Origin of the sequence: Sphaerochaeta globosa str. Buddy, assembly GCF_000190435.1 — a bacterium.
Lineage (GTDB): Bacteria > Spirochaetota > Spirochaetia > Sphaerochaetales > Sphaerochaetaceae > Sphaerochaeta > Sphaerochaeta globosa.
The window spans coordinates 2597629-2612526 of the sequence record NC_015152.1; the positions used below are offsets into that span (position 1 = coordinate 2597629).

The window sequence follows — 14898 nt, forward strand, 5'->3', positions numbered from 1 at the left end:
ATAAAAGCATACTTCTGTTACTTGTCTAGAGAATTTAAGATAATGAACTGAATTCTTCAATATGCTCGAATTGGCCTTACACTTGCTTGATAATATTTATTTGCATATGCAAAAAGCCCATCTTCAAACCTTATAACATACCCATAGACTTCATCATTACCTGTACACCAGTATACTCTGTCATAAAATCCTCCTAGGTTCTGCAATTCTAAATTCAAATATATCTGGTTCAACTCATGCAGTGAGGGGAGAAACCAGTCATCATACAGGGTACCTTGGTATTCAACTGAATACTCTGAACAGATTTTTGCAGCTACTTGTCCATTATTGCGTTCATGATATTCAGTCGGATTTGCATAGTAATCACCTTTTACAGGATACTGAAGCCATAATGTATCATGAAAGTCCACTATTTTTTGAGTACTAATTTCGCCCTGCCCAATTTCCCCATACCCATTAAAACCGTTATCAACGTAATATCCGAATGATCCCCACTGACAATAGGCGTCTCCCCACCCATATTCAGAATTTATTGGGTTTGTTTCCCAATCATACCAATCAGCTGGAGCAGCTTCTAAATATCTCCAACCATCTGCCTCATAATTTGGATTTTCATAGAATACTAAGCCCCCTGCCTGTCCTGTGAAAACAGTAAACACCCACTTTGCGTAAAGGGTCCTATCCGCTGTTCCCATGACAATAGAATCGCTTGTTATTTGATTTCCTGTTCCATTCTCTCCTATCCACCATCCAGCGAATGTATAGCCGTTTTTAGTTACGGTTGCCAACTCATCGTAAGGTTGCCCATATGTCACGGTCTTCGTAGATGGATTTGGAATATCTCCTCCTTTGGCATCAAACGTGATGGTATAGGTGCTGGGAATCCAATATGCATGCAATGTATGGTTGGCATTAATAACAACAAGGGATTCTTCGGTGACTCTCTCTCCTGTCCCATCAGGCTCGGTATACCAGCCTTCCAAAGCATGCCCCAATTTCAGAGTTAAAGGGAAAGTACCATATTGCACTCCGTATCCGACGATAATACTCGAAGGTGTCAACGGGGCTCCTGTTGTGTTAAAGCTGATTAAATACCCAGCCCCCCATTTCGCATACAGCGTTACATCCCCATTCACATAATCCTGGGAGAAGTCCCATTGCTCTGTCAGCTCACTGTCTGTGAACCATCCTTCAAAGCTATATCCAACTCTCGTCGGGGCTTCAGGCTCTTCAATCAATCGACCCCAGTATACGGTTTGGCTGGGCAGTGCGCTCCCTCCGTTGCTCTCATAGGTCACCGTCTGTTCCTGCAGGACAATCCTTACTATCAAGTTGAAGGTCTTGGTTTCGCTTATTGCACCCTTGCTGATGGTTGCAGTCAGGGTGACCTCTACATCTGATTCTCCGGTGTAATCAGGACGGGTCACCACGCCTGTGGTGGAGATTGTCTGGGGAACGCTGCTTTGCCAGCTGATGGTGGTTCCATTGGTTCCACTGCTGGCAAGTGTTACATCCTGGGTGACAGTAGATGCACTGTCCAATCCTGAAAAACCTATTGCAAGCGCTGCCTTGTCGGCTTCAACCGCCTCGATATCGGTCTGCGGTAGCTTGTTCACTGTAAGAGTGAATGTCCTTGTTTCACTTACGGTTCCCCGCTCAACTGTTGCAATAAGCTGCACCTCTGCATCCCCAGTTGAATAGGCAGGGCGTACTACGGTTCCCATTGTGTCTATTCGCGCCGAATTGCTGCTCTCCCATGTTATCCGGGTGCCTTGAGTTCCTGAGGTGGGAAGTACAACATCATTCATCACAGAATCAGTGCTGTCGCCTTCGGTGAACCCGATTGCAAGAACTGCTATATCGGAGGCAACTTCCTCGGTTGCTTTGACCACCTCTACAGTCTGCTGATAACCGGCGACTGCTCCATTGCTGTTGACAAGAAGGCTGATACGATAGAGTCCGGCAGCGTTGGAAACAAATGCAAACTCGTTCGCATTCTCTGTTTACCTCACTCCGTTCACATACCAGCGGTAAGTACCCCCTTCCCCGAAGGTGCCTGCAGCTGTTACTGTGACTTCTTGCTCTTCCTTTACTGATTCAGGCAAACCTGTAAAGGAAACGTCGAAAGGGTTGTTCATCTCCTCATCGAGCACCAATGATATGCTTCCCAAACCAAAAAGAATCTCAGCCTCGGGTATCTGTACCACCCCCTCTGTGGTTTCATCCTTCACAATCCGCAAGGTACTGGTATCCTGCCATATCAATTCCGACTGTCCTCCAGAAATTCCCTCATAGAGTCCTACACGTACCTCATACCAACCGTTAGGGATTTCGCCAATCGTTTTGGAGGCAGACTTTCCATCCTCTCCCAATGTCAGTCTGATCGGATCCGAATAAGCGGATAGCTCATTGCCATGCTCATCCTGTATCAGAACGAAGACCTGCGGATCTGCAAGCTTGTCCTGGCTGTCAGTCCAACTCACTGAAACCTCCAGCGTTCCAAGGCCAACCAGTGGTCTCATAGTCGCAGTCGCCTGTGCTGTTTGGCTTTTGCGTATCGTTAGATTGATCGTGGTAGTGGCAATCTTGCTGGCATCCTCATTGTAGCCGTCTATGACAATCTCCCAATCTCCCACAGAAAGAGAATCCTTGACAAAGACACCCCCGGGAAAGCCTTCTTCCTGAAAACTATCCCCACTATCGGGGCCTGTCCCGGTGATTGTATAGGTATCAATATCCATATCAATCTCAGGAAGCCAGTTGATGTTCCTTGCACGATCACCCAATTGGATTACCAATGAGCCACTGCCGGAGATGAGTGTAAGATCACAACCCAATAGACACACCAACAACACGGTGATCAAAGCCGCAACGACAACGAGACGAGAACCTTGTTTCATATATTTCCACCCAAAAAAGTGATAGCAAGCCAATCAGATTGCTTCTTCCATACTTCGTGCTGTGCTGATCCCGGTGCATCAAATGGGTGGTAGAATGGGAGGATCAACTCAGCAGATAATACTCCACCTTCCATGGACAATCAATAAATTCCAACAACACACATTTAGTGTGTTGTTGGGTGAACAGTAAGATTAAATGTCCGCCGAAAAACGGAAAGAAACACGAAGTCCCATGGAGCTCTGTTATTATGGTTTTACCAGAACAAAATAACGAGGTAACCATGGGACGGACAAAGCTTACCATAAAGTCAGTATGCAAGTATGCTCATTTCACCTGGGGGGAACGTTTGGCATTGCAGTATCACCACTGCGGGACAAACAGATTCCAGAAGATCACCAGCCCCACGCTGCTTGGCCGATTGTTGGGCAAGAGCGAGAGGACCATCCGCAGGGAATTCAAAAGGGGTATAAATCTGCACCATCTGGTCTACACACTCACTATACTCCCGACCCGCTGAGAAGCCTTGCAAAAGTATCCTTCATCTTTGCGTTGGCGGCTTCGGTTGCATCACTCTCGGTGAAAGCCTCTGCCACGGCAGCTGCAGCCGGTTCAAAGTTCTTCTGGATGTTGGAAAGCGGGATGGAACACAACACCCATACGCCCCCTTCTGCATCGATCCAGGTCTCCGCTGTGGAAACACCTACAAGGGTTGCCTCAGCTACCTGCAGGCTGATGGCTTCCATCGCATCGAGTGATTGCCTGTCAGCTCCGCTCCCTGCGTCATTCACATACGTTACGATCACTTCCTTGACCTGAGTACTAATCCACTCGGCAATCTTGTTCTTTGCCTCTACGGTTGCTCGCTTGATCGAAGTCTGCCGGTCCGACATCTTGCCGTACCCATTTTTATTATGTGTGTCCTGTGACACAACACTCTTATAGACCCATTCAGGCTGGGGAATTCCATCCATCCCCAGTATCACCGGTTTCACTGGTTCAACTTGAGAAACAACCTGTCTTGTAGCACAACCGCCCAGAACAATTGTGATTAAAAGAGCAAAGACGCCTATCCATTTTTTCATATCTTCCTCCATCATAAAGCTTTAGTTACAGTGATTTATTTTATCTCAGAAATATCAGGAGTACAACTTTTTTATCGCAATCAGCGAGTTTTCATGAATTTAGGGAGCTGGAAAAGTAGTAAATAATAATCACTCATGGTAGTATGCTCGCATGAGGGCCAAAATATACCGTATTGGCTTGTATATTATAAGCATACTTCTCATAACACTTTCTGTAAGTTCTTGCAGAACTACTACTCCTATTCTCTTCGACCGCGCACGCTATCCAGTAGATGAATTCTATGTAGGGACGGGAATCACCAAAAATGCTGATAAGGGCCAGGCACTCGAAACTGCCAAAATGAAGGCAATTTCCGACTTGGCATCTCAAATTCAAACAACCATTTTCTCAACCAGGACAGCCTCATCAAGCGACGATGGGACAACACAATTCTCTGTGTTTGAAGAATTAATAGAAGAGACGTTGCATCAAGAGTTTGAGAATGTAATCTATATAGAAGAAACCTATACTCGCAAAAAGGAACAGACCACCTATGCGATTCTACGCAGAAGTGATTGGGAGATTCAAAAAGCACGAAAGATATTGAGAGAAAAAGAGAAGGTACAGTCGGTTTTATCCTCCCGTTACCCGGATATGTCACCAGTACAGGAAATCAAAGTACTCAACAAAGCTATTGCCTCGCTGCAATCCACCTTTTGGGGATCCTTGATTGAAGGTATCTTTGATGAAAAAATGGGATACTTATTACCACTCATCCAAGCAAGAAGGGACACACTTTACACGAGAGTATTCTCCTCAAAGCAATACTACATTGGAGAAGGATCAGCCTCCTCGAGAGCCCAAGCTGAAGAATCTGCGTTGCAAGACTTCAAGAATATGCAGATCGAGAAAATGTATAAAGAGTATGAGAATTTACGTGTTCGGCTCTCTTCACCGATGACTTCACCTGAACTCAAGGAAAAGATTGAAAATTCCGTAGAATTTTCTACAACTCAAAATGCAAGTCTATTAGAATTTCTTGAGGGACCTGAATCTACACAAACTCTATCTTTTATTTACCTCATCGTGCAAAAAGTAGTATGGGAGGATCTAATAGCAAAAGAAGTAGATACGCTGTACCAACAAGCAAAGACGCTGGAAAATGCCTACCAAGCAAATAATTCGGTAACCGGGAAGTTGCAGATATTGGAGAAAATGCAGCAACTGCTTGAGTCCTCTCCCTTTGGCCTTGAGGTAGAAAATTTAATATTCCCCAATGAGCAATCATTTGAAAAAATCATTCCCTATCGAAAAGACCGTCTCATCGCCTCAGTAAACCTTCATTTACTCATGCCGAAATCAGTTAAAGAGGATGAATCCTGCACCTTAAAAATAGTTGTGACCAATGCCGATAGCCTCCATACAGACATTCCAGTAAAAATCATAATAACAGACAACAACAACAAGCAACGCTACTTAGAATTAGTTACCTTAAGTTCAGGAATTCCTTTCTATCACACAATTATTATACCTCGAGGAGAAAAAGCGAAATACTTCAGTGTCAATTGTTTCTGGACCCAGTACCCACAACAAAAAGATGAACAAAGAATTGATATCACCAGGATATCCTTATTGGATTTTTTAAAAAATATGTTTATTAGGCAAAAATAATTGACCCATAAATATTGCATTTTGCTGGAATGTTTTTGTCCAAGATCATCAATGATTAGGCTATCACCCCCTAAGACTGCCTCAACTCAAAATGGCACCGAAGCTCTTGATAAAGGAGTCCGCAACATTCCATTCATATTTTGATTAAACAATTCGTAGACAAATTATTGATTTGAATCCTCACTCACCAATATCTGATTCAGAAATAAGCTTTGAAAAGTCATCTTTCATCTTAGTAGCAACTACTTCAAATTTTTCTATACCCATGAATGCCTCAGCCACAGCTTCAGCAGCGGGCGCGAAGGCTTTCTCAACATTGGATATGGATAGGGAAAAAAGGATGCTGATTCCTCCTTCTGCATCAGCCCATAAATCCTCGGCCACAACACCATTTAAGGTTGCTTCTGCTACTTGGCCGCTTATAACTTCAATCGCATCCAAAGCCTGCTGGTTATCTCTATTTCCTGTATCAGTTATATAGTTTACAAGTGTTTCTTTCACCTTAGTACTAACCCATTCGGCAATTTCACTCTTTGCCTCGGCGGTTGCCCGCTTGATTGAAATCTGCCGATCCGACATCTTTCCGTACCCACGCACATAGAGAACTTGCGCTGATACAATATCATTGTTGACCCATTCAGGTTGAGGGATACCATCCATACCCAGAACCACAGTCATAACTGGTTCTACATTTTCCTTATTCCGATTTTTACTACATCCGCCAAAAAGAAGCACCGCAGCAATAAGTATCAAAAGTACTTTACATTTCATCCCATACCTCCAGGCTGTATACCTAGTATACTTGTACTATATGATATGATAAAAACATTACTAGTACAATTTTTTTCTCACTCAAATTCAAGTAAAGTAAAAGACAGTAAAAAGAGGCTGTGCAATAAATAAAATAACCTGTGGCTTTTCGGTTCATACCTAACAAACAGGACGCAGAGAGGAAAAACTCTATACCTTTAAAAACCGTTATATGCAAGTTTAATTGACTGTTTCTGGATATCACGGAGATAATTCAATTACTTAGATTTTTTGGATTATTGTCATTCATTCACATCCAAGAAAAGTTGCTTCCTATCAGGCGTTGGAAAAGTAGTAGTATTCTGAAAGCCTGCAAAAAATGAGTTTTCATCGGAGCTGCCTAAGACAGTAAAGCTGGCCCCGTACATGTACGCAACAGGAGCTCAATCACACAGAGAGAAACGAAAAAGAGGAAAATGCGTGCCGAAGAATCGGAGTTTACTTTTTAGCAAACCCATTAATGAAACACCTATCCATTAGGCATAGGAGTATCAACACACTATGTGAGCCATGCGCTTCTCATAACCAAACTGCAATAGGGTAGCAGCTCCATTCACCTTGATAGTTTTTGGAGCTGCTAGCATTGACCAAATAACAAATCTCAGATGATTTTTGAGATTATCCCGTAAGCATACAACCTGAAATCATATTGATTATGAAACCGAACCCGATCAAGTTCTGCTTCCGCTTCCTCAAGCCTGCCAAAACCAAGCAGTGCATATGCTTTTAGGATACCTCCCTCGATTGCGTTGATTTTCTTGATGTCATAATCGAAGGGAGCTGGAGTTGGGGAACCAACACCGAAATATTCATACCGATCAAGATTATCAAGCAGGTTCTGTCCTTTCTCCAACATTTCCCGCAATACGGTACGCGCTTCCGAATACCGACATAGCCGTTGAAGAGCAAGCGCTCTGAACAATGAAATTTCTGAAACCGCAGATTTCGGTATGCTAGCAGTTTCATAAGCATTCATTATTGTAGGAGAATCCTTACCCATGTCCTCAAAAAGCCGACCTATAAAGTAGTACACATGAGCTTCCTGTGCAAACCAACTCTTTGCTTCTCCATACTCCTTTGGAATTACAAGTGCTTGTTCAAAGAATTGAAGAGCTCCTTCATAATCATCTTCATTCCATCGAGACAACCCAGAGAGTACATAAAGCCAACCATGATGCTTGGTAAGTTTACCCTCACCTCCTTCATAGATGTGGAAAGTGCGGGATGAAATCATCAGTCTGGCTTCTTCATAACGACGCATACTAGTAAGCAACATAATCCAATCCAAATAACAATCATCCCGCTGTTTTGCAATTGTACTATATTGCTCATACAAAGCGAGTCTCTGTTCAGTTGAGCATGAACTCTGTTTCAGCAACTGCTGATATTCATAGAGAATCCTTGGATGTCCTGAAAGGATAAAAGCCTTCTCGATACAAAGTCGCGCACTACGCTTATCACTATATTTATCAAAATATGCAATCGCGAGATTTCTCAATGCATAGGAATATGAGTGGTCCAGAGCCACAGCTTGTTCCCAATACTCGACAGCCTTTTCATACCGCTCTTTGTCATACAGAAGGCATCCAGCAAGATATGCAGCTTGTTTTGGGTGATAGGAGTCCTGAACAGCGTGCTCAAGGACTATTAAGTCCTCCGGCCTATTTGGGAAACAACTCCCTCCCTCTGGATACTCAGGCAGAACATCAAGGTCAAGAGCAAGACAATGAAGCAAATAACGGTGATAGAACTTCACCATAGGATAGGCGGGATCAATAGTATGTAATACAGAAAGAGCATCTTCATAGAGACCAGCATAAAAATACTCACAGATTACGTCAAAATACCATTGTATATTACTCGAAAATATTGCGTTGATCTCTTGAAGCAATTTTGGTGTAGATGAAGCGAAATAGTTTTCGAATCGTGCCCAAAGATCAAGGGTATCAAATTGAGTATTATTTTTAGAAATCTCATAGGATTGGTCGGCTCCTTGTTTTCGAAGCAATGCAGCTTTCAAGTTTCGAGCACGCTCATGTTTTGGATTTTCCTCGATACAAATCTCCAAATTTCTCATGGAATCTAAGTATGAATTTTGACGGCAATCCATGCAAGCCAACTCATAGAGAGCTGCACTTCGGTATTCATAACTCCAAATAACTTTGCCGAAAAGAGGACGAGCTTCTGCATCACGTTTGAGATGTACCAAGGCTAATGCCTTTAGGTAAAGCGATTCAACATTAGTTGCATGCTCGTTACGAGAGAGCAGTCGTTTAATAGCTACATCACAATAGGAAACGCAGTCTTCATACAAGCCTTTTCTATAGGAGAGTCGGGCCATTGCAGTATTGCAGCGAAAATCATTGGTATCACGAGAAAGACTCTCGAGGTAGTAATCCTTTGGATCATAGGTATGATGCTTGTACTGTTCAAGATGTAACCCATGGAGGTAAAGCTCCTCGATAGTTTCAATATCGGAAGGAGGTGGAACTGGCTTGCGTGGTTCTATAGGTTTTTTGACACCTCGTTCAGGTACTTTGAATGAAACCAACTCCCTACCTGTACAATCAACCACTGACACAGACATATCCTGATAAACCCATCCCTCTTGCCAAGATATCTTTCGTACCCATGGCCGTTCACACGAGAGATCAGTAGTACCAGACCAAATCACTTTTCCTTTACACTGGATGCTGATGGTTGAATTAGGGAATTTTCCCGTTGCATGGACACCAACAGAGAGCTCTCCATCTCGTTCTTCAATATTGAGGGCTGCGTCAATGGTTGCGTTTTTCACAGGACCGATATCGCGGATGGGATACCAGTACTGTTCGAACTCCTTCGTCTCTCCTGGGAGAATCCAGCTGAAATCAGGTTGATTGTCGGTGAATACACCTGTCATCAATTCGACGTAAGGACCATTTTCATCAGTAAGGTTCGAACACCACATATTACCGAAATCACCATCTCCCCAGTGGAAAAGTTTTTTACCGGGTGCAATTCTATGATCTGCAAAAGCAACAATACCTTTCCCTGCTTTATGGTCATAGCCACATACAAAATCCATCTCTGATTGCCCCTCACTTACCATAAAAGAGGAAGGCACTTTGATAGCGGAATGCCAAGACAAATCAGCACCATCACCAAAGTCATAGGGTCTTGCAGTGTTGTATATCCCTTTAGCAATCGGCCAACTAATCACAGCCCGTCGGTCATGATCATTCATATACTCAACATCGGGAGGAAACACTATTTGGTAATCATCATTTCCGGGCACCGCCAGGTTAGCCCACCACATGAAGGGCTGTCTCATTTCCGTCCGATTGAAAATTCTTACCTTCACTTTGCAATAGGAACGAGATGGTTCGACAGTAATTCCCGCCATACCTTTCATTCTGAGAAGCGGGTCAATCTCTCCCGTCCAAAGCGTTGCAGAACCATCCTCATGTTTTTCAATGCTTGCTGCAAGTGGAAGAAAGGTGGTTGGTCTATGGTGTTGCGGCCAGTTGAATTCAATACCACCGGAAATCCAAGGTCCGGCCAATCCAATGAGAGCCGGCTTAACTACAGCGTTGTGGTACATGAAGTCGTATTCACCAATCTTGTCATACCCGCGACTAATTTTTCCTCCAATCTCCGGCATGATTTCGATTCGAATATACTCATTCTCCAACACACCTACCGTGAATTCTTTCTCTTCTCGTTTCCCAGTGAGTGTATCGTTGAACTGCAACGGATACAATTTACCACTTGCTCCTTGATAGGGCTTCTTCTCAAAGAAGAAAGGAATATCCATAGGCTTACCCATCTTATAAGTGGTGATTCTTTTCTTTACAAAATTTGCTTGTGTGGCTTTATTCATAGTACAGCTCTCCTTATTGGCTTCTTTATGATGAAGTCAGTATCTAGACGGCACAATACAAAGAAAATCCGGAATTCCAGACCAAATATTGTACTTTCACTACAATCGGTCGTGGTATACTCTCTGATTATGGATGTATACGTGCTCATTGAGCCTCTCTATAAAGACTCGCTCTGGTGCAGACAATATCTTGATGGGCTGAAATATGAAGCAGGAAGAAACTCAATTCCGCTTGTATTTATTGAATCCTTAGATGGATATATGCCCCCAGAGAATGGTATTTGTACTCTTTTAGGCTCTACTCCACAGTGGCTACGGAAGATGTCAGCTGATTTGGCAAGAAATACAATACGCTGTATTGTCGTAAATCCCGACTGCTCAATAGAAACCGGAATGACTTCCCAAATTCACATAGATTTCCATAAAGCGATGCAGATGGCAGCATCCTACTTCGCCATCCACCATAGAAATCATACTGTACTATTTGGTGTGAACCCTTCATCCACTACTGATGAACTAAAGGCTCAAGCCTTTCGTACAGCGTTTCCAGCGGGAACCATAAGCATACATGAGAGCTCAGTTTCACAAAGCTGCGCAACCCTGACACAAAAATACCCCTTGGTGGATTCAGTCCTATGCTGTAATGAACTGGTAGCTATAGCGCTATTGCGGCAACTTCAGCTTGATAAACGAGCAATCCCTCGGGAGATCTGGTTGATGACATTCGGCAGAAGTGCCATTGCAAATTATATCAAGCCTTCTTTGACAGCTATTGAAGTGGACCATATATTAGTGGGTAGACAGATTATTAAGATTGCCCAATTCCTTCTTAAAAACCATGCATTCTCGACGCTATGCTGTACTCTCGACGCAAATATCATACCCGCAGAGACCACGGACAATGCTTCATTTATAGTTAGTCCCATCGAAAGGCATATTGGAGATCAAGCATCCGAGAACTCAATGAATTTTTATCAAGATCCCATAATCGAAGAATTATGCAATCTCGATCGCTTGTTTTCCAGTATCCTCCCCAGCGATTTCACACTGCTTCAGGGTGTAGCAAACAATAGGAAATATGCAGAGATTGCTGAGAGTCTCGGTATGAGTGAGAATGCCATTAAATATCGAATGAAAAGAATGATGGGACTAGCAGAAGTTGATCACCGTCTTGCCATGCTTTCTCTTCTTGAGCGATATCTTGGAGAGGATTGGGCTAAAGGATAGTTGATATTTAGCGGGGAAAATCAAAGAATTTTGCAGGTATCTGAGTTCAAAACGTACCCTTACAATACAGATGAGAGATTTGGAGGAGTACGATGAAACGAGTACAGGTAACTGAGAAACGGATAATTATCCCAACCTATATGCCAGCAGAGTATGAAACACTACCAATGTTTGCAGAAAATCGTGTTCATCAACGTTCCAGTGGGAATCCCTACCCCAATCCAATTGTAAATACAGTCCGCCATGATACCAAGATTGAGAGAGAATACGACTGTATCGTCCTTGAAAATGATTATCTATACCTTGAAATACTTCCTGAGATTGGTGGAAGAATTTTTACCGCACGCGATAAAACCAATGGATATGATTTCTTTTACCGACAGCATGTCATCAAACCTGCACTTATTGGAATGCTCGGACTCTGGATATCCGGTGGGGTTGAGTTCAATTGGCCTATCCATCATAGGCCATCGACATATCTCCCTGTCGATAGCTTCATCGAGAACCACCCGGACGGTTCTGTAACCGTATGGTTGGGCGAGCATGAACCACTCGACCGAATGAAAGGAATGGTAGGCGTCCACCTTAAACCGGACACAGCCTTGTTTGAGACAAAAGTTAGAATTTTCAATAGGACTGACACACCACACTCTTTCCTCTGGTGGGAAAATGCTGCCGTTCCTGTCAACGAACACTATCGGGTTTTCTTCCCCCCTGATGTCCAGTCAGTAAACTTTCATTACAAGAAAGCTACCGGGGCTTTTCCGGTTATGGATGAATATTTCAATACCCAGGATAACCGTGGAGGAAATGACATCCGGTTCCATAAGAATACAAAACAGGCGACATCTTACTTTAGTGGATCATCCAAATTTGATTTCTTCGGTGGCTACGATGAGGGTAAACAAGCAGGTGTCATCCACTATGCCTCTCATCACACCTCAGTAGGGAAAAAAATGTTTACCTGGGGGTATCGCACTCTCTCGAAGGCTTGGGAAGCAGCACTCACTGATAACGACGGGGCCTATGCTGAATTGATGGCAAGTTCCTATTCTGACAATCAACCGGACTTTGCTTGGATTGAACCATTTGAAGTGAAGGAATTCTCGCAAAGTTGGTATCCCTATAAAGAAATCGGGGAGGTTCAACAAGCCAACAATATCCTTGCTCTTTCGGTTCAAAACCAAGAAATCAACTTGTATCCAGTGACCAATAAGAACAATCTTCGGCTCTCAGTATTTGGCAAAGAGACTATTCTGTTCACAGCTGACATTAACTTACTCGCCACAATACCAATCTGTATTCATGTTCCTGCCTTGGAAGGTTTCACAGAAATTCGCGTCACAGACGGACCTTCAACAATACTATCCTACCAGCCAGTAGATAAATCTTCAGTATCAACCGTTCCTGATCCTCAAACTGAATATCCTCTACCATGTGATATCAGTACTGCAGAATCGTCATTTCAAACTGGGCTTCATGTTGCCCAGTATCGTGATCCAATCCGGGAACCGGACTTGTATTGGAAGCACTCCCTAGAGCTTGATGCAAAGCATATCCCTAGTTTAATCGGTCTCAGTTGGTACTCATTGCTTCGACTCCGGTTTGATGAGGCTGAAGCTTATGCAAGACAAGCTTTGGCTGAACAAAACCGGCTGAATCCTAATCCGACCTCCTCCCGTGCTTTGTATTTCCTTGGTCTTTCGTTGAAATATGAAGGCAAATTTGATCAGGCAAAGGAATATCTCCACAAAGGCCTATGGAACCAAAGCGGAATCGCTACCTGTTCCTTTGTACTCGCTCAATTGGCATGTATGAGTGCATCCTATGAAGAGGGACTTGACCTCATCCAGTATGGCGAACGGTTTGGTGCATATAATCAGAAAGCGCAACAATTAAAAATTAGTCTGCTCAGGCAGACAGGGAAAAGACAAGCTGCTGGGGCCTTGGTAAAAAATCTGCTACAGGAAGATCCTCTCGATTATTATGTACTCAACGAGGCAAGGTTGCTCGGATTAGAAACAAGCCAGATTGTCAGGAGGACCAGTCAGGACCAAATGCTCTTGGATGTCGTCTCTGATTATCTCGATGCAGGATTGAAAGATGAAGCTCTCGGGTTACTCGAACAAGCTGAGAACTGCAATCCAATGATATCCTATTTGCATTTTCTTTGTAATGGACAGTATAAGCTGCAGGATGAAACTTATTGCTTCCCCTCAAGACGCTGGGAATTGACAGCTTTGTTGGAGGCGACACAATCGATGCCTGAACAGGAACAAGCCTTCCTATTGTTAGGAAATATTCAATTTGGAATACAGCGGAATTATGAAAGCTCCCGTGATTCATGGGAGAAAGCAGGCATAGGAATCCAAGCCCTCAGGAATAAAGCGGCTGCTCTCTTCAAGTGCAACATGCATGATTTGCGAGTCCCAAAACTCCTCATGCAAGCAATGGAAAAAGATCCAGACCACTTACAGCTTCATTACGAATTCCTACGGGTATTGGAACTCACTGAAACAAATTTAACTACCCGTATCAAAGCGTTTGAACGTATGGGAGAGAACACCAAAAATCGAGATGACCTTTTTCTCTTGGGAGTACATGCCTATAACCAGAATTCTCAATTTGAAAAAGCTCTTGCCCTGCTTGCATCCCACCAATTCGTGCCTTGTGAAGGAGGCGAACATACTGTTGCAAATGAGTTTCTTCTTGCTCATCTTGCCTTGGCATTGCATGCAATGAATAGGGGAGACTGGGAAATTGCGCTGATGCAACTGGAACAGAATTTTCACATCCCTTCCAATCTAGGGGGTGGAGTCTGGCACCAAGTCATGCTATCACCCTATCAATATCTTCAAGGATTGTGCAAAGAACAAATAGAACCAGGGAAAGGGTTGAAGGACTTTGAGGCAGTCAATGATTTTCCCATCAATTACTTTACAGTCATGTATCTGCCTGCTTTCCCTATCTATAAAGCACTCGCATCACGTCAATTAGGATACCGTGAGGAAGCTGATGCATTGTTACAGTCTTCCATAAAAACATATGAGAAAGCTCTAGCAAAACCTGTATCAGGCTACTTTGCCGCCACACCTTTCTTTGAGACATTTATTGAGGATCCAACGATTGCCCGAGATGTATTCTACACACACCTACTTGCCTTCAGCAGAGCGGCGAATCATGACACATCCTTGGCAATCAGCCTTTGTGAGGAACTTCTTGACCATCATCCATCCCAAATTCGGACTCTACTCCTGAGAGATTTCCTCAAGGCTAGAAAAAGACATGGTATAATGTATTGAAATTGAGGTGACTTCATGATGCGGCAGTCTACAAGAACCATCAGAAATTGGTGGAGAAACCGA

Annotated in this window: 9 protein-coding genes; 4 read left to right on the forward strand and 5 right to left on the reverse strand. The window is 43.4% G+C overall.

Translation table 11 applies throughout. From position 1 onward, the window contains the following. Positions 1–56 precede the first annotated feature (56 nt). Together SPIBUDDY_RS12150 and SPIBUDDY_RS12155 are read right to left on the reverse strand one after the other, a co-directional pair. A complete protein-coding gene (locus SPIBUDDY_RS12150) occupies positions 57–1892 on the reverse strand; it encodes an immunoglobulin-like domain-containing protein (protein ID WP_013608059.1) in 1836 nt (611 codons plus the stop codon). A gap of 111 nt (positions 1893–2003) precedes the next feature. Further along, positions 2004–2900 carry a hypothetical protein gene (locus SPIBUDDY_RS12155; protein WP_013608060.1) on the reverse strand — a complete coding sequence of 299 codons (897 nt, stop codon included), beginning with the start codon at positions 2898–2900 and terminating at the stop codon, positions 2004–2006. Between the two features lie 281 nt (positions 2901–3181). On the opposite strand from SPIBUDDY_RS12155, the gene SPIBUDDY_RS16210 reads away from it, so the two are divergent. Continuing rightward, entirely contained in the window at positions 3182–3418 is a 237-nt protein-coding gene (locus tag SPIBUDDY_RS16210; protein WP_013608061.1) for a hypothetical protein, read from the forward strand. On the opposite strand, the gene SPIBUDDY_RS12160 is transcribed toward SPIBUDDY_RS16210, so the two are convergent. Beyond that, positions 3399–3983, reverse strand: a complete 585-nt coding sequence (locus SPIBUDDY_RS12160; RefSeq protein WP_013608062.1) for a hypothetical protein — start codon at positions 3981–3983, stop codon at positions 3399–3401. The two genes, SPIBUDDY_RS16210 and SPIBUDDY_RS12160, sit on opposite strands and share 20 nt — an antisense overlap. A 151-nt stretch (positions 3984–4134) precedes the next feature. Here SPIBUDDY_RS12160 and SPIBUDDY_RS12165 point away from each other — a divergent pair, with 151 nt between their 5' ends. Continuing rightward, complete coding sequence (locus SPIBUDDY_RS12165; protein WP_013608063.1) at positions 4135–5634, forward strand: hypothetical protein; 1500 nt, start codon at positions 4135–4137, stop codon at positions 5632–5634. A 180-nt stretch (positions 5635–5814) separates the two neighbouring features. Here SPIBUDDY_RS12165 and SPIBUDDY_RS12170 read toward each other — a convergent pair whose 3' ends face one another. Continuing rightward, a complete protein-coding gene (locus tag SPIBUDDY_RS12170; RefSeq protein WP_013608064.1) occupies positions 5815–6405 on the reverse strand; it encodes a hypothetical protein in 591 nt (196 codons plus the stop codon). A 640-nt stretch (positions 6406–7045) separates the two neighbouring features. Continuing rightward, positions 7046–10306: a DUF5107 domain-containing protein gene (locus SPIBUDDY_RS12175; RefSeq protein WP_013608065.1), complete on the reverse strand. Its 3261-nt coding sequence runs from the start codon at positions 10304–10306 to the stop codon at positions 7046–7048. A gap of 129 nt (positions 10307–10435) precedes the next feature. Here SPIBUDDY_RS12175 and SPIBUDDY_RS12180 point away from each other — a divergent pair, with 129 nt between their 5' ends. Both SPIBUDDY_RS12180 and SPIBUDDY_RS12185 read left to right on the forward strand, forming a co-directional pair. Continuing rightward, positions 10436–11533, forward strand: a complete 1098-nt coding sequence (locus tag SPIBUDDY_RS12180; RefSeq protein ID WP_172634201.1) for a substrate-binding domain-containing protein — start codon at positions 10436–10438, stop codon at positions 11531–11533. 92 nt (positions 11534–11625) lie between these two features. Beyond that, positions 11626–14835 carry a DUF5107 domain-containing protein gene (locus SPIBUDDY_RS12185; RefSeq protein ID WP_013608067.1) on the forward strand — a complete coding sequence of 1070 codons (3210 nt, stop codon included), beginning with the start codon at positions 11626–11628 and terminating at the stop codon, positions 14833–14835. Positions 14836–14898 lie beyond the last annotated feature (63 nt).